The 17,417-nt window shown below is 44.9% G+C and carries 15 protein-coding genes and 1 pseudogene; 11 read left to right on the top strand and 5 right to left on the bottom strand.

The genetic code is table 11. From position 1 onward, the window contains the following. Positions 1–5: 5 nt before the first annotated feature. The gene (gene dprA / locus OCU74_RS00610) at positions 6–1,151 is read right to left on the bottom strand and encodes a DNA-processing protein DprA (RefSeq protein WP_087483003.1); all 1,146 of its coding nucleotides are present in this window, start codon (positions 1,149–1,151) and stop codon (positions 6–8) included. Between the two features lie 171 nt (positions 1,152–1,322). On the opposite strand from dprA, the gene def reads away from it, so the two are divergent. The 5 genes from def (at position 1,323) to OCU74_RS00585 (ending at position 7,082) form a co-directional block, all read left to right on the top strand. Next, positions 1,323–1,844, top strand: coding sequence for a peptide deformylase (gene def / locus OCU74_RS00605; RefSeq protein ID WP_087483004.1), 522 nt, complete (start codon positions 1,323–1,325; stop codon positions 1,842–1,844). 11 nt (positions 1,845–1,855) lie between these two features. Continuing rightward, on the top strand, positions 1,856–2,821 hold the full coding sequence (gene fmt, locus OCU74_RS00600; protein ID WP_087483005.1) for a methionyl-tRNA formyltransferase: 966 nt from the start codon (positions 1,856–1,858) through the stop codon (positions 2,819–2,821). A 51-nt stretch (positions 2,822–2,872) separates the two neighbouring features. Next, positions 2,873–4,168, top strand: coding sequence for a 16S rRNA (cytosine(967)-C(5))-methyltransferase RsmB (gene rsmB, locus OCU74_RS00595; protein WP_087483006.1), 1,296 nt, complete (start codon positions 2,873–2,875; stop codon positions 4,166–4,168). An 80-nt stretch (positions 4,169–4,248) separates the two neighbouring features. Beyond that, positions 4,249–5,625, top strand: coding sequence for a Trk system potassium transporter TrkA (gene trkA, locus OCU74_RS00590; RefSeq protein ID WP_087483007.1), 1,377 nt, complete (start codon positions 4,249–4,251; stop codon positions 5,623–5,625). A gap of 11 nt (positions 5,626–5,636) precedes the next feature. After that, a complete protein-coding gene (locus OCU74_RS00585) occupies positions 5,637–7,082 on the top strand; it encodes a TrkH family potassium uptake protein (RefSeq protein ID WP_087483008.1) in 1,446 nt (481 codons plus the stop codon). 83 nt (positions 7,083–7,165) lie between these two features. On the opposite strand, the gene trhA is transcribed toward OCU74_RS00585, so the two are convergent. Beyond that, complete coding sequence (trhA, locus tag OCU74_RS00580; protein ID WP_087483009.1) at positions 7,166–7,816, bottom strand: PAQR family membrane homeostasis protein TrhA; 651 nt, start codon at positions 7,814–7,816, stop codon at positions 7,166–7,168. 70 nt (positions 7,817–7,886) lie between these two features. Further along, entirely contained in the window at positions 7,887–8,684 is a 798-nt protein-coding gene (locus tag OCU74_RS00575) for a sporulation protein (protein WP_087483010.1), read from the bottom strand. Positions 8,685–9,021: 337 nt separating this feature from the next. On the opposite strand from OCU74_RS00575, the gene OCU74_RS00570 reads away from it, so the two are divergent. The 5 genes from OCU74_RS00570 to OCU74_RS00550 all read left to right on the top strand — a co-directional run bounded on the left by OCU74_RS00570 (position 9,022) and on the right by OCU74_RS00550 (position 13,626). After that, on the top strand, positions 9,022–9,189 hold the full coding sequence (locus tag OCU74_RS00570; RefSeq protein ID WP_087483011.1) for a hypothetical protein: 168 nt from the start codon (positions 9,022–9,024) through the stop codon (positions 9,187–9,189). Positions 9,190–9,314: 125 nt separating this feature from the next. Continuing rightward, positions 9,315–9,581: a YihD family protein gene (locus tag OCU74_RS00565; protein ID WP_087483012.1), complete on the top strand. Its 267-nt coding sequence runs from the start codon at positions 9,315–9,317 to the stop codon at positions 9,579–9,581. Positions 9,582–9,909: 328 nt separating this feature from the next. Next, on the top strand, positions 9,910–11,796 hold the full coding sequence (locus OCU74_RS00560; protein WP_087483014.1) for a methyl-accepting chemotaxis protein: 1,887 nt from the start codon (positions 9,910–9,912) through the stop codon (positions 11,794–11,796). 126 nt (positions 11,797–11,922) lie between these two features. Beyond that, positions 11,923–12,909: a serine/threonine protein kinase gene (locus tag OCU74_RS00555; protein ID WP_087483015.1), complete on the top strand. Its 987-nt coding sequence runs from the start codon at positions 11,923–11,925 to the stop codon at positions 12,907–12,909. Positions 12,910–13,026: 117 nt separating this feature from the next. After that, positions 13,027–13,626 carry a thiol:disulfide interchange protein DsbA/DsbL gene (locus OCU74_RS00550; protein ID WP_087483016.1) on the top strand — a complete coding sequence of 200 codons (600 nt, stop codon included), beginning with the start codon at positions 13,027–13,029 and terminating at the stop codon, positions 13,624–13,626. 130 nt (positions 13,627–13,756) lie between these two features. Here OCU74_RS00550 and OCU74_RS00545 read toward each other — a convergent pair whose 3' ends face one another. Next, complete coding sequence (locus tag OCU74_RS00545; protein WP_087483017.1) at positions 13,757–14,641, bottom strand: acyltransferase; 885 nt, start codon at positions 14,639–14,641, stop codon at positions 13,757–13,759. Positions 14,642–14,799: 158 nt separating this feature from the next. Continuing rightward, positions 14,800–15,462: pseudogene (locus tag OCU74_RS00540) on the bottom strand (ATP-binding protein); the annotation flags it as partial. Between the two features lie 622 nt (positions 15,463–16,084). On the opposite strand from OCU74_RS00540, the gene OCU74_RS00535 reads away from it, so the two are divergent. Continuing rightward, the gene (locus OCU74_RS00535) at positions 16,085–16,957 is read left to right on the top strand and encodes a M48 family metalloprotease (RefSeq protein WP_087483018.1); all 873 of its coding nucleotides are present in this window, start codon (positions 16,085–16,087) and stop codon (positions 16,955–16,957) included. Positions 16,958–17,417: the final 460 nt, after the last annotated feature.

Below are 17,417 nucleotides of genomic sequence, written 5' to 3'. Positions count from 1 at the left end.
CATAGCTAGCCCCTCCCCTTACGAATATAGCCACCAGCAACTGCAACCACGTGCCCGGATAATTCCAGCTCTAGGAGCTGTCTCATCACTTCATGAACAGGTATATGGGTGCGCGTTGCAAGAATATCAACTGGTGTAGCCTTTACCCCTACGTTAGCTAACACTTCAGCAAATGGCAATTCTTCGTCGTCAATTAGTGACGGAAAAAGTTCATTTTGCTGAATTTTCTCTTCATGCTTAACCCAAGCAGATAACGTACCAACTTCGGAGAGTATCTGATCAATATTCTGAACTAAGCAAGCCCCATCACGAATTAAAGCGTTACTCCCCCGGTAACCAACCTGATGAATTGACCCCGGGATCACAAAAACATCCCGGTTTTGCTCTGCTGCATACCTTGCTGTAATCAGTGAGCCGCTTTTTTCTGCAGCTTCAATAACCAGAACCCCCAGAGATAACCCACTGATAATACGGTTACGACGTGGAAAATTCATTGATTTCGGAGGTGTTGAGGGACAAAATTCTGACACCAGAGCACCTTTTTTATGCTCAAGAATCCGTTCAGCCAAACCCCGGTGACGAGCCGGATAAATCCGTTCCAGCCCGGCTCCCAGAACCGCAATTGTTCTGCCTCCACCATCTAAAACGCCCTGATGAGCCTGACCATCAATGCCTAAAGCCAGCCCACTCGTAACTGCTACTTGATGCTGAGCAAATTCATTCGCAAAATGCCATGCATCTTGCAATCCCTGCACACTGGCATACCTGCTTCCGACAATCGCAATCTGTGGTGCCGACAGAAGCGGAACATCCCCCTGAACAAACAAAATCGGAGGAGGCGAGGGAATCTCCTTGAGCAATGCCGGATATTCTGCCGAAAAATGAGGGAGAATGTGGCGATGCTCGCCACGCTCCAGCCATTGAAGGCAATCATCCGCCATCCTCTTTGCCGGGCCGGACAAATAAGTCACCTGCTCCGGAGAAAAACCAAGAGTGAGCCATTCTTTTCCGGAATAATCACACAGAGAATCGATCGAAACTTTTCCCAATAGTTTTAAGATCGACTGAATTCCCAAACGAGGAACCAGAGAAAGCTTTATCCAAATCAATAATCTGTCTTGTTCACTGACGTGAGAGGTAAGTTGACGCATCGATGGGAATCCTGATACAGGGTTGTTTAACTGGACAGCGGTATAATCGACGGATAATTAATAATCACTTCGATTTATCGCTCACAATGCTGTCAATTAGGTCTTAAAATGTCTAGAATTGGGACATTAAACTTTCTATTGTTTCGGCACATTTCAACAATTTGAGTGTATATGTCTGTATTACAAGTATTAACTTTTCCTGATGAGCGTTTAAGAACGGTCGCAAAACCCGTTCAAGAAGTCACACCTGAAATACAAAAATTCGTTGATGACATGATTGAAACCATGTACGAGGAAGATGGTATTGGTCTGGCAGCAACACAGGTGGATTTCCATCAACGTATCGTGGTGATTGATGTCTCAGAAACCCGGGATCAGCCTCGGGTTCTGATCAATCCTGAAATTATCGAAAAACGGGGTGAAGACGGTATCGAAGAAGGATGCCTGTCAGTTCCCGGAGCAAGAGCACTGGTTCCCCGCGCAGCGGAGGTTACAGTGCGAGCCTTAGACAGAGACGGGAAAGAATTCACCTTTGAAGCCGATGATCTTTTGGCTATCTGTGTTCAACATGAGTTAGATCACTTACAAGGTAAGCTGTTCGTCGATTATCTTTCTCCGCTCAAGCGTAAACGGATTAAAGACAAGCTGGAAAAAATCAAACGCGCCAATGAAAAAAAGAAAAATGAAGCATAAGTGAGGTCACCTTGAGCCAGTCACTACGTATTGTCTTTGCCGGAACACCGGATTTTGCCGCCCGTCATCTGGCGGCATTATTGTCTTCAGAGCATGAAGTCATTGCAGTCTACACACAACCTGACCGGCCTGCCGGGCGGGGGAAAAAACTGACAGCCAGCCCTGTCAAAACATTGGCGACGGAGCATCAGATTCCGGTTTACCAACCCGAGAATTTTAAGTCGGAAGACAGTAAACAAGCACTGGCAGAACTGAATGCCGATCTGATGGTTGTTGTTGCCTATGGACTACTACTCCCTCAGGCTGTTCTGGATACACCTAAACTTGGCTGTATCAATGTTCACGGTTCGATTTTACCCAAATGGCGCGGTGCGGCCCCAATTCAACGTTCGATCTGGGCTGGAGACGAAGAAACTGGTGTCACCATCATGCAGATGGATGCAGGACTGGATACCGGAGATATGTTATCTGTTGCCTCATTACCGGTAGAACCCACAGATACCAGTGCTTCAATGTATGAGAAGCTTGCCGGTTTAGGCCCTCAGGCTTTAATTGATACGCTCCGCGAAATTGCTGACGGAAAAATTGCACCGGTTTGTCAGGATGATCAACTCGCCAGCTACGCCAAAAAACTGAGTAAAGAAGAAGCCCGAATAGACTGGTCTCAGGATGCGGTCTTTATTGAACGATGTATCCGGGCCTTTAATCCCTGGCCTGTCAGTCACTTTGCTATTACAGATCAGGCGGCAGAAGCCAGCCATCATATCAAAGTCTGGCAAAGCCGTGTTGAGTCCATCCTGACCGATAAACCAGCCGGAACTATTATTCAGGCAGACAAAAGCGGCATTTATGTTGCTACAGGAAATGGAGTGCTGGTTCTGGAGCAACTTCAGATTCCCGGGAAAAAAGCCCTGCCCGTTCAGGATATTCTCAATGCCCGCGCCGAATGGTTTGAGGTGGGAGCTCAGCTCAATTAACAATATCCATAACCGAACGGTTATCTACTTTATTTAAGGTTCAGATTCATTATGAATGTTCGTGCTGCTGCCGCTTCAGTGATTTATCAGGTTGTAGATCAAGGCGCATCACTGTCCTCCGCATTACCGGAGGTTCAGCAAAAAATAAAACCCAGAGACCACGCCCTGCTTCAGGAAATCTGTTATGGCGTGCTCCGTTATCTTCCGCGTTTAGAAGCAACAGTTCACGAACTGATGGATAAGCCGCTTAAAGGAAAACAACGGATTTTTCATCATTTAATTCTGGTTGGCTTGTACCAGATTCAGTTCATGCGGGTTCCTGACCATGCAGCTGTCGGTGAAACCGTTAGTGCAACTCAGGATTTGAAAGGGCCACGCCTGCGCGGGTTAATCAATGCTGTTCTCAGAAATTATCAGCGTAACCGGGAAGCAATGGATCAACAGGCCAGCCGTCATGATGCCGGAAAATACTGCCATCCCAACTGGTTACTGAAGTCTCTTCAGGAAAGTTATCCTCAGCAGTGGCAGTCCATCGTAGAATCGAATAATCAAAAAGCACCGATGTGGCTCCGGATAAACCGTCGGCATCACACAACTGAGAGTTACCGGCAACTTCTGGAAGAACGGAAGATTGATGTACATCTACACCCGGAAGCAGAAGATGCCATAAAATTGGCCTCTCCCTGTGATGTCAGTCTGTTACCAGGTTTTGAACAGGGCTGGGTTTCCGTTCAGGATGCCGCGGCACAATTATCGGTTCACTATTTAGCGCCGCAAGCCGGAGAACTGATTCTTGACTGCTGCGCAGCTCCCGGCGGTAAAACGGCACATATTCTGGAACACACTGCCGATGCTCAGGTTGTTGCGGTCGACTGTGATCGATCCCGGCTTCAGCGAGTCCATGATAACCTTCACCGGCTCAACCTGGATGCGAAGATTGTCTGTGGTGATGCCCGTCATCCTCAGGATTGGTGGCACGGAGAGCAATTTGATCGTATTCTGCTCGATGCTCCCTGTTCAGCGACTGGCGTCATCCGGAGACATCCGGACATTAAATGGCTGCGCCGTCCCGATGACATTGAAGCACTGGTTGCTCTTCAAAGTGAAATTCTGGATGCGATGTGGACCCAGTTAAAGCCCGGTGGAACCATGGTTTATGCAACCTGCTCGGTTTTACCTCAAGAAAATAGCCAACAGATAAAAACGTTTTTATCTCGAACATTAGATGCACAACTGATAAATTCTGAAATAAATAATCCGGGACGACAAATTCTGCCGGGAGAAAATGATATGGATGGCTTCTACTACGCTGTATTAAAGAAAGCTGTATTAAAGAAAACGGCCTAGTATGAATTGAAACATCGCATCTGAGTCATCACGGATATAAATAGCGCTGTAGTTTGCAGTGGTAAACAAGAGATTATGTTATGAAAATCATCATTCTTGGAGCCGGCCAGGTAGGTGGAACACTGGCGGAAAACCTAGTTGGTGAAAACAACGATATTACGATTGTCGATAAGAGTAGTGACCGCCTGAGAGAACTTCAGGATAAATACGACCTTCGTGTTGTCAACGGACACGCCAGTCATCCTGACGTGCTCAAGGAGGCCGGCGCTCAGGATGCCGACATGCTGGTTGCCGTCACAAATACCGATGAGACGAATATGGCAGCCTGCCAGGTTGCATTTACCTTGTTTAACACACCCAATCGCATCGCCCGTATCCGTTCTCCCGAATACCTTGCCGAAAAAGAGACATTGTTTCATTCAGGTGCCGTCCCGGTTGATCATCTGATCGCTCCGGAAGAGCTGGTAACCAGTTATATTGAACGCCTGGTCCATTATCCCGGTGCATTGCAGGTCGTCAGTTTCGCCAACCAGCGAGTCAGTCTGGTTGCCGTGAAAGCGTACTATGGCGGCCCACTGGTGGGAAATGCATTATCGGCACTGCGCGAACATATGCCTCATATCGAAACCCGTGTTGCGGCGATTTTCCGTCAGGGCAGACCCATTCGGCCTCAGGGAACAACCATTATCGAAGCCGACGACGAAGTTTTCTTTGTCGCCGCCAGCAACCATATCCGCTCCGTGATGAGTGAACTGCAACGTCTGGAAAGACCTTATCGCAGGATCATGATTGTCGGAGGCGGAAATATCGGTGCCAGCCTCGCCCGTCGTCTGGAACATAGCTACAGTGTCAAACTGATCGAAAGAAACTACCAGCGAGCTGAATATCTGTCGGAACAGTTGGAAAACACCATCGTGTTTTGTGGTGATGCCGCCGATCAGGAACTTCTGTCAGAAGAAAACATCGATCAGGTTGATGTATTTATCGCACTGACCAATGAAGACGAAACCAATATTATGTCAGCCATGCTAGCGAAGCGCCTGGGTGCTAAGAAAGTGATGGTTCTGATCCAGAGAAGTGCTTATGTAGATTTGGTTCAGGGTGGCGTCATTGATGTGGCAATTTCGCCACAGCAGGCAACGATTTCAGCCTTACTGACCCATGTCAGACGTGCAGACATCGTCAATGTATCATCCCTGCGCCGTGGGGCTGCCGAAGCCATTGAAGCCATCGCACACGGAGATGAAACAACCTCAAAGGTAGTCGGAAAAGCCGTCGGCGATATCAAACTGCCACCCGGTACGACAATCGGTGCAATTGTCCGTGGTGAAGAAGTATTGATCGCTCATGACCGGACAATTATTGAACAGGACGACCATGTGGTCATGTTCCTGGTGAATAAGAAGTACGTCTCCGATGTGGAAGCGCTCTTCCAGCCCAGCCCATTTTTCCTGTAGCGATCATTATCATGCTGAATCTGAAATCGATTCTATTTGTTCTGGGACTGGTTCTTTCCAAACTGGCACTGTTCATGTACGTCCCGACATTTGTATCTTTTGTCAGCGGGACAGCCGGCTTTCTGGACTTCGGACAGGCCGTAATTATCACCCATGCCGCAGCATTTATCTTTCTGACACTCGGCCGTACGGCAAACTTTAAACTCAACGTCCGGGATATGTTTCTGATCACCAGTCTGGTCTGGACCGTTGCCAGTGCTTTTGCCGCACTTCCCTTTGTTTTCATCAACCACATCAGTTTTACTGATGCCTACTTTGAAACCATGTCCGGTATCACCACAACCGGTTCAACCGTACTGAGCGGTCTGGATAATATGGCTCCGAGTATTCTACTCTGGCGCTCAATCCTTCAGTGGTTAGGTGGAGTCGGATTTATCGTTATGGCGGTTGCCGTTCTGCCGATGCTGAACGTCGGGGGAATGAAACTCTTCCAGACTGAATCGTCCGATTGGTCAGATAAAAGCAGTCCCCGGGCCAAAACCGTCGCCAAAAATATCGTGGTGGTTTACCTCATCCTGACGCTTTTATGCTGTATCGGTTATGTCATGACCGGCATGACTGTATTTGAGGCCATCAATCACTCTTTCACAACCCTGTCTACCGGTGGATACTCTACATCCGACGGTTCAATGAACCACTTCTCTAAAGGTGCTCACTGGGTTGCAACTGTATTTATGTTTCTCGGCGGATTGCCATTCTTACTTTTTGTCTCGGCAATGCGTAAGAAAAACCCAATCGAACTATACCGGGATGCTCAGGTACGCGGGTTCTTCTATCTTTTTATTGCCGCCAGCAGCATCGTTGCTCTGTGGCTTACTCTGCATAACGGATATCCGGCTGTTGATGCAATCCGAATTGCGATGTTTAACATTGTTTCAGTCGTCACGACCACCGGATATGGGCTGGATGACTTTACTGCCTGGGGAGCACTTCCCAGCACTTTATTTGCGTTTTTAATGATGGCCGGCGCCTGTTCAGGTTCAACTGCGGGCGGTATCAAAGTCTTTCGTTTCCAAATCGCAATCACACTGTTGAACCGGCAGATGATGAAACTGATCCATCCTTCAGGTGTATTTGTCCAACGGTATAATAACCGTCCGGTAAACGATGATATTATCCGCTCCGTTGTTGCCTTTGCACTGACTTTTCTTATCACAATCATCATCATTGCCGGAGCCCTGAGTGCCATGGGACTCGACCCGACTACCAGTATTTCCGGTGCAATTACCGCCGTCTCAAACGTTGGTCCGGGAATGGGAGATATTATTGGCCCGACGGGTAACTTTGCTCCGCTGCCTGACATGGCCAAATGGATTCTGAGTTTCGGTATGTTGATGGGAAGACTGGAAATTCTGACGATTCTGGTACTGTTTTTCCCCGCATTCTGGCGACGCTAAGATATCACTTCAACATCTCAGCGCCCCGGAATACAGACTATTATCCTTCAGCAGCAAATCAATGCGACTCGGTTCGATACCATTCAGTTTGACAAAACGTAGTAATAAATAGAGAAGAAATGGCAGGTACAGCCACTTAATACAAAACCATGCCAGATCGCGTGATTATACGGGATTCTTTTTGCCACATAGAAAATAACCCCTAAGGTATAAATAATGCCTCCGGCAGCAAGCAACGTCAGTCCACCAAGATTCAGATGAATGGCTAACTGATATATAACCGCCAGCGAAAGCCACCCCATCACAACATAAATCACCAGTGACAGACGTTTAAAACGGTGGATAAATGCCACTTTCATGACAATACCAACCAACGCGATCAACCAGATGACAATCATCAGGCCTATGGCTAAAGGTGTTCTCAGACTGACCAGAAGAAAAGGTGTATAACTCCCGGCAATCAGCAGATAGATGGCACAATGATCAAATGTCTTCAGCCACCGTTTTGCCTGCTGAACAGGAATGGCATGATAGAGTGTTGAAGCCAGAAACAGCATAATGAGGCTTCCACCGTAAATCGCAACACTGGTAATCGTCAAAGCATCATCAGCTCCCGCTGTCGCTTTAACCAATAACATCACCAGCCCGATAATACCAAGAATCAGACCCGCCCCATGTGTCACAGCGTTCCATATCTCTTCTTTGAGCGTATATCCCTGATTGAGAGAAGTCATGCTAAGCTCCTGATGGTTGATATCCGCTAACCAGTATGACACAAAACAGCTTACACATGTAAGCTGAATATTACGTGCTTTGTTCCAAAAAATCGAACATAAGTGAAGCCACTTCATCAACCGGAGTCGTCACCGGAATGCTCAAGCGACGTTTCAGTTCACCGCTTCCCAACAGATGAGAAAGCATCCCACCAATCCCTCGCTGATGACGATCGATTTCAAACCATAACTCCAAAGCTTCTTCTGTCCGATAGGCTACGACTTCAACTTCACGCCAACGGCCATGATATGGTCCGGTTGTCGGCACAAACTCAAACTCCTGGACAAAAGGCAGCTCAAAACCGCCAGCCGCTTCGCACTCAACCTGACGAATACGAAATCCCTGAGATTCAAAAGCACTGAACACAGCATCCAGCATCGGCTCTGGGCGGACGGTAATTTCATCTTTATCTGCCGGGTCGACTGCCTGAGAGATATCCAGACCGGTTTCCAGCCAAACCTTCGCGTCACCAATCGTAATCGGAGTATTCCATGGGACATTCAATTCCACCTGAAAATCCCGGGTTTCTCCCGAATGAATCGTAAATGCATATGGCAAGATCCACTGATCTAAAACATAGTTCCGATGGACTCGTTTTGTACGCTGCTGGGATTCATGTCCATGACTGTCTCCGACAGGCTCCTCATCAACATAACGGCAATATAACCGTACATAGATATTGTCAATCTCCTGCTCTGTAGCACCACCATAAACATGAATAGTCACATTGGCCTGCTGCCCTGGCTGCAGAACCTCCTGTTGCAAAACAGAATCAACTTTTGCCGCACCGATTCCGAAACTTGCGAGGGTTTTCTTCAAGAAAGACATACACACCTCTCCAGCTTTCTACGATTAACTTTATTATCTAATTATGAGATAAATTTAGTATTCCATAGTAATACTGAATTCCGGTATAACTCAATTCCCCGAATCGATAATTTAAGTTTTATGACATTTTATGAACAAAAGGTTATCGATCAATTCATATGTTGGTGCTATGCTTAGCGAAGTGTGTATAAGTTATGCATACGAAATTCCTAGACAGCTATTCGGAACGGCTTACGCCAGATGAGCCCACCTTCAGCAGTGATGATGAAGTCTTGACTCAATAGCTACTCTAGGCCATTGATATGGCAAAGGAAATGTCTGACCGTTAGGTAAATATATGCGCCCAACAGCTGTCAGGTTTTCGCACACTCATGGTAGTGCATCACGTCGTCGAGCAAGCTTCGCTGCTTCTAAACCGACCAAAAAAGTTGCTCCTGCAATGACTCCGGCTGAAAAACGTGCTCATGAAGCACCAGACACATCAGCCGACGTTAAAGCAGCATAAGTCAACAAGTAAAAGCGCAGTAAAGTAATGAGCTGCGCTTTTTTATTGTCTTTTCACATTGGTTTCCCGCTTTCAATTTGTTACTTTATCCGATGATTCCTGCACATGCTCAATTGGAGAAAACGATGAAATGCCACCGCATCGAAGAACTGATCGAATTACTAGAGCCAGAATGGCAAAAAGATTCTGATCTAAACCTACTCGAGTTTCTGGTCAAACTGGCAAATGAAGCTGGTTATCAGGGGGAATTAGCAAATCTGAGTGATGATATTCTCATTTATCACCTGAAAATGCGTCACCGGGAAAAAGATGAGATGATTCCCGGCCTGAAAAAAGATCAGGAAGATGATTTCAAAACCGCCATATTAAAAGCTCGCGGTATTATTAAATAATCACGAATATATCAGCACAAATTTGTTTACATAAATATAAACAAACAAATTTGTGCTTTTACTCTAAATAAGAACACACATATCCTGACAATCATTATTAAATTAAAAATTCTGATTTTATCACTCTCATTTATGATATAGAGATCACATCCACCACGCTTATAAATAATTACCCCCACGACAGACAATAAATACATACTTCTCATAAAATTGTCCATTAAAAAATAGCATATCCAACCAGTGAAATTATTCAATGCATCATGAGAGAGCAATGATATGATCAGAACTCTGATCATCTTCTTATATTTTCTTGAATGAGGAAAAGTCTGTGAGTGCGAAGGCTAAATTAATATCCTATATCGGGGGATTATTTGTTATTATTATAACAATGATATCAATTGTTGGTTTTTATAATTTCCGTTCATCATCTACAGAAAACTATACTGAAAAACTCGGGACTCAAGCGGCTTTAATTGCACAGGTTATTGAGCTGGAAACAACCAGAATCTTCAATATACTTGACATTGTTGGAGAGTCACTCCCTATTGAGAATGGGCAGATAACCGATCAGAAAGCACTTTTAGCCAGCCTTCAGGATCTTTTTACCAAGATTGATACTTTAAATGCTTATATCGCACTCCCATCCGGAGAAACTTTCTCAACCAGTAACAATGGGTTTATTCCAGACTTCAATGCCAAGGTTTTGCAACGTGAGTGGTTTGTCCGGGGAATGAACGGAGAAAAAAACATCATTACCACGCCTTATCAAAGTAATACCGGTAATTTAGTAATTGCACTGGCAAACCCAATATACAAAGATGGAAAAATTGCAGGTGTAATATCATCAAACTTCTCAATAAATACAGTCAATGCCTTTGTCGATAAACTTTCCGATAACAATCAAATTTTTGTCAGCCGGACTGACGGATTTATTTTCTCAGCCAAAAAACCTGAAAACCTTGGCAAAAATCTATTTGAAATAAGACCGTCTTACAAACAGTATAAAGATCAAAAACAAAGTTCACATTCTTACGAGTTCAATGGTCATAAATACTATGTTGAAGAAAGAAAAATCGACTCTCTGAACTGGATTATCTGGTCATGGGATTCCTGGGATAATATTCAGCAGGCATCAGAAGATAATTTATACCTGACTATTGGATTAGCAATTATATTACTGTGTCTGTCTCTGGGTGTTGTTTATTGGTTAGTCATAAAACTAATGTACCAACCGATTGGTGGAGAACCACAACATATTTCCGATATTGTTGAGCAGATTGCACATGGTGACTTGTCGCGTCAGCCGACGACTCAGGAAAATGCAACTGGCATCTACAAATCAGTGCTGTTGATGGTGACAAACCTGCGTAACATCGTGACAAACATTAACGATGCTGCTGCCGATATTGCTCAGGTCTCACAAACATTATCTTCTTCAGCACAAAGTGTAAATCAGAGCTCCCAGTCGCAAATGAATCAGTTGGAACAAACTTCAACAGCCATGAACGAGATGACAGTAACTGTCGACGAAGTCGCTCAGAATGCACTGAATGCTTCTTCAGCCGCCGAAGAAGCTTCGGCAAACTCTCAGCGAGGACTAGAGATTGTCAAAGAAATGAATCAGGATATCACCGTTCTGGTTCAGGGAATGGAACAACTCGTTGCCACCACAAGTCAGTTAGAAAAAGAAACCATTAATATCGGCAGTATTCTTGAGGTCATCAATACAATTTCAGAACAGACCAACCTGCTGGCACTGAATGCCGCTATCGAGGCTGCCCGGGCCGGAGAAAGTGGCCGGGGATTTGCAGTCGTTGCAGATGAAGTCCGGGGACTGGCCAGCCGGACTAGGGAAAGTACCGGTCAAATTCAGTCTGTTATCGAACGGTTGCAGGAAGAGGCCAGAAAATCGGTACAACTGATTACATCCAATACAGAAGATGCCAGAAATGCAGAAGAACGCTCACAACATGCAACCAAAGCGCTGGAAACCATTCGGGAATCCGTCATCGTTATTCAGGATATGAATAGTCAGATAGCCACAGCGGCAGAACAGCAGACTCACGTTTCTGCCGAAATCAACACCAGTATTGTCGAAATCAATGATCTGGCAAGAACGACATCCGGAACCTCAAACGATAATGCTGAAAAAACCCGGCAACTAACGGGAATCGCTGCTGATTTATCTCAGTCCGTCAATGTATTCCGTTTATAGCTGACGACTCATCTCCGGGGCATCAGGAGCATCCCATCATATCGAACGTGTCTGTTGGGGATATGGCGAATCAATGTTAGTCTCTTGCCATACACAACAGACCGGTTAACCAAGCAAGCTTTCATCATGACACAAGCAACCTTTCACTTCGACGCCCTGACACCCGATCTCATGTGGTATGCCCTGGAGAGTGTCGGTATTCGCGCAGAATCCGGATTCCTGCCATTAAACAGTTATGAAAACCGGGTTTATCAATTTACGGATGAATCCCGTCAGCGTTATGTGGTGAAGTTTTATCGCCCGGAGCGATGGACAACAGAGCAAATAGAAGAAGAACACCAATTTGCGCTGGAGCTGGCTGAATCAGAAGTTCCCGTTTCCGCCCCGGTCATTCTGGCAGGGACAACTCTACACCATTATCAGGGATACAGATTTGCGTTGTTTCTCAGTGAAGGCGGACGCCAGTTCGAAATTGACAACTTCGAGCAATTAGAGTGGGTCGGAAGATTTATGGGACGGATTCATCAGATTGGTGCCCGAAAACCTTTTACCTATCGTCCGACCATCAGTCTGGACGAATATCTCTATCAACCTCAGAAACTGTTGGAGAATTCAGCCTTTATTCCATCACATATTGAACAGGCATTTTTCTCTGATCTCTCTTTACTGATTCGTTCTATAGAACGGAACTGGTCAGAGCAAACCCACGTAATTCGCCTGCATGGTGACTGCCATCCGGGAAATATTCTCTGGCGTGACGGCCCCATTTTTGTCGATCTGGACGACGCCCGTAACGGACCGGCAATTCAGGATTTGTGGATGCTTTTGAACGGAGATCGCGCCGATCGGCTGGCGCAACTTGATACAGTCCTTGAAGGTTATCAGGAATTTTGCGATTTTAACCCTTCTGAATTGAAACTAATTGAACCGTTGCGTGGTCTACGCATGGTACATTACATGGCATGGTTGGCAAAGAGATGGCAGGATCCTGCGTTTCCGGTTGCTTTCCCCTGGTTTAATGACCCCAAATATTGGGAAGGCCAGGTATTGGCACTGAAAGAACAAATTTCAGCGCTGGAAGAAGCTCCGCTCTCTTTCGTGCCTCAATGGTAACCCCTGTACCCGAATGACCTTCAGATGCAATTTTAACGGGAACTATCTGGTTCTGAAGGCAAGGCAGCGGTTTAAGGCCTGGGTATAAAACAATAATTGAATCAAATGGAGTTCATCATGAAGAAGCTTTTTGCTTTATTAACAACTTTACTCGTCAGTCTGTCTATTCACGCCGCACAATTTAAAGAAGGTGAATACTATAAAGTACTTGATCGGCCTCATTCAGAGAGACCGACAGTTATGGAGTTCTTCTCTTTCTACTGCCCGCACTGTAATGCCTTTGAGCCGATTGTTGAAAAACTGGCAGCCCAATTACCTGCTGGCACTGAATTTCAACGTGTCCATGTTTCGTTCATGGGAGGAAACATGGCTCACTCAATGAGTAAAGCCTACGCGACAATGGTCTCTCTCAATGTTGAAGACAAAATTGTTCCAGTGATGTTTGATCGCATTCATAACAAAAGACGCCCACCTCAGAACGATGCCGCTCTGAAACAAATCTTTACCGATGAAGGCGTTGATGGAAAATCCTTTGATAATGCCTTTAACAGCTTTGCCGTAGATTCAATGGTCCGCCGTTTTGATAAAACATTCGAAGAAAGTGGCCTGACAGGCGTTCCTGCGGTTGTCGTCAATAATAAATATCTGATTCAGACACCGAATGACATTACAGTCGAACAGTATTTTGAACTGGTCAACTTCCTGCTGAAAAAATAAGTCATTCATATGTTGGCCGCATGAGCCGGCACAGACTGAACAAAGAAGAACGAATAAGGGAGCCGTTGGTTCCCTTATTCATCAATCCCCGATGATCCGATAATTACTGCGATTGGTATCAGAGCATCGCTCATTCAGATTTATAGATATCATCCAATGCGGCATCTTTATGTTCCCAGACATCACCCAGCCATTTCTGGAACTGGCGCTTATATGGTTTATCGTTAAAGTAGTCTCCGGTCACCTGTTCATCAACCGGAAGCACCCGGACACACACAACAATCCGCTGCATTCTGCCCATCAGCATATCCTTGAACGGCGTATCCTGATTATCCGGATAAGCCAGAGTCACATCGATAATATTCTCGAACTGCTCTCCCATCGCCGCCAGAGTATAGGCAATACCGCCGGACTTCGGCTGTAACAGATGCCGATAGGCCGATTTAGTTTTACGCTGCTTCTCCGGCGTAAAACGCGTGCCCTCAACATAATTGACGACTGTTGTCGGTATATTTTTAAATTTCGCGCATGAACGCCGGGTCGTTGCCAGATCCTGTCCCCGTTTTTCCGGATGACGTAACAGGTATTCCCGGGAGTAACGACGCATAAACGGCATATCCAGAGCCCAGCAGCTCATCCCGATAAACGGTACATAGAGCAGTTGCTGTTTCAGAAAAAACTTCGGCATCGGAATCCGATTTTTGAAGACACTGCACAACACAACAATATCGGTCCAGCTCATATGATTACTAATCATGAGATACCAGCCATGCCGTTTTAATGTATCGACTCCCTGAACCTCCCATGTCACCGGATTGGACAAATTCAGAATCCGTACATTCCCGGTCGCCCACAGCCACATAAACCAGTTGGCAAGCCGGGTTGCATAAAGTTTCAGAGATGGTGTCGGTAACAACAGCTTGATCAACGCGACCATACAGATTGCAACAGAACAAAAAACGGTATTTATCAATACCAGGCAGGAATTCACAACCAATAACACGTAAGCCAGCATAGAGAAACGTCACTTCACCCCGGGAGCATAAAACAGCGTGTAATTATACAAATTTAGTCATTGAATAAAATGTTTCTCTTTGTAACCAATCCGGAATTTGATGTTTTCTGACTTTCGTGGCAAAAGAATACTGCAACCGGACATTCAATCATGCAGCTTTACACGATTTGCGTCGTCAGTTGCTTCAGCAACCGATCCATCGCCCGATATCCTAATGCCTCTGCCAGATGAGCCCGCTGGATATTTTCCTCTTCCGCCAGATCGGCAATGGTCCGGGCAACTTTGATAATCCGGTGATAGGCCCGGATAGAAAGCCCCAGACTGTGCAATGCATTCTCCAGAAACTCAGCATCAGACTTTGCCAGTGGGCAGAACTTCTCAATTTCCCGGCTGCTTAATAGTGAATTGGCTTTTCCCCGCAGGCGGATCATCAACGCACGGGCCCGAAGTACCCGCTCGCGCACTGTTGTGGTCGTCTCACCTCTGGCACCACCTTCAGCAAGCATCCCTTTCGGCAATGCAGGAATCTCTATCGACAGATCAAAGCGGTCCAGCAACGGACCGGATAACCGACTCAGATAACGAAGAATGTGTTGCGGATTGATGCGGCTCTCCTGACCCTCATAATAACCGGTCGGACTCGGGTTCAACGCGCCAACCAACTGAAACCGGGCCGGAAAACGGGTTTTCCCCTGAGCCCGTGAAATAACAATCTCTCCGGACTCCAGCGGTTCGCGTAATGAATCCAACACCCGGCGTTCAAACTCCGGCATTTCGTCAAGAAACAGCAATCCATTATGGGCCAGCGAAATTTCACCGGGACTGAGAATTACATTAATAAATTAAAATATACATAGGTATGGTGTAACACTATTGATTTGGTGTAATAAAAGTTTCTTCTTCACCCACATGCCAGAACAGCTAGATACCCTGTAAAACCAGACATTCCATTAACTGTAAGGACTCTATCTAGGGGATGGCTACAGATTGATACTGATATCTAATCATTTCTATAGATAAAGTAACGAGAAATACTCAAAATGTTGACTATGACTCATTGTTCATATAGAACTATAAATGGAGTGAGGCATTGGTATATGCAACACGGAAATAAAATTGAAAGTTTTCTAAATGAAACATTCAAACTACCAAGAAAATCGTATAGGGACTACATCAAAATGGGAGATGCTGATAATCGTAATAATGATTCTTATCATTCTTATAAAGGTATGGATCATATTAAAGTTATTTAGTTTGACCTCAAAATTGGTTAAGTCGCTAGACGAGATAGAGAAGCTGTCGCTTCAGTTATTGAACTTATTTAAGTAACTGAAGTGTTTCATAGCCTTGATAAGCTCTGCTAAGGGGGGGAAGGTACTGAAATATCTTCCCCCTTTTGGCAAACCGTCTACTCAAAAACAACTCTGAATAAAAGGGATTTTTATGTCGGATATAAAATCATCTATAGATCCAGGATTTCCTCTTTGGATGGTAGCCTCAGGAATGTTTTTACTTACATTACTTATAACTTATCCAATTGCCTATATAGCTGTAATAATTTACATGCAGGACCATATTAGTTGGTTCGGAACCCCAGATCTTCGTGAACTTACATGGGCTATCCAGACATTTTTTGGGTTAGCAACTTTATTTCCTACCATCGCCCTGCTCTATAGCCTATTGATGATATCATATGGCATAACAAAAGAGTTCTTCGAGAAGAATGGTGGACAGCCGCTCGACCACCATGAAAAGGAAATGTTTGAATCTTTTCTCAATGAAGCTTCCAACTGGTGTGGAAAGCTCACAGCAAAAAACATAAGAAAATATGATGCACATGATATAAATGCATGGGCTCTGGGAACAGTCGATGCGGGCTATATGAGTTTTTCTAGTGCCACACTAAAATTACCTCAAAACGAAATAAAAGGTATATTCTTTCATGAACTAGGCCATCTAGTTTATGGTGATACTAGAAAGATGGCATTTACAAGAGCTTTTCAAGATGCCCTCGTATCTTTCGTATTAATAACTCCTTTAAAAGATATCTTCCGTTACACTATATTCATATTGACTCAATTAGTAGTTATGAAAATTAGTCGTGATAGAGAATATCGTGCTGATTCATTTGCATTACAGGCCGATGACACCGACGGGATTATTTATGCACTTTACTCCATAAAAGATAGTGATACTGCACTTGTAAACTATAAAGATTACGATGTTTATATGTTCTCTCTTAAAGTTGATACTGAGAGTCTATTCGCAACCCATCCACCTCTTGGATATAGAATATCAAAACTTATCAAGAAGTAATTTGTACATATTGCCTTAATGGCTGGCTATGTGCAGTTTAAGGGAGGGTTACAGGAGTATCTGGATATTCCTGTTGCTACGGGGCTCTCGGGAGATGAAGTCGTGATCACGCTAGAGTCCATCACCGCGTTTCGCGGTTATCCAGCAGCGATACGAACAGATCAAAGGGTCAGAATTTACAGGGAAAGTCCTCGAGCAGTGGGAGCAACTACAGCATGTCACTTACTCACAAAAATACCATCTTATATGCAACAAATTTGACTACTAGCCACATTTCTATTACAAATATAAGTGGAGCTAAGTATTGGTACACAACTCAGAAACAAAAAATGAAAGGGTTTCTAAATGAAACACTTAAGCATGAAGGTAAGGATTAAAGCAAAGTTATACTGGTATTGACAACGACCATTATAGTCTACATATTCTTTGCGAAGGTATAGATCATATTCAAATTGTTCAA

The sequence above is a fragment of the Vibrio mangrovi genome (assembly GCF_024346955.1).
GTDB lineage: Bacteria > Pseudomonadota > Gammaproteobacteria > Enterobacterales > Vibrionaceae > Vibrio > Vibrio mangrovi.
The sequence above is the reverse complement of the archived record's forward strand: the minus strand, read 5'-3'. Positions and strand labels throughout refer to the sequence as shown.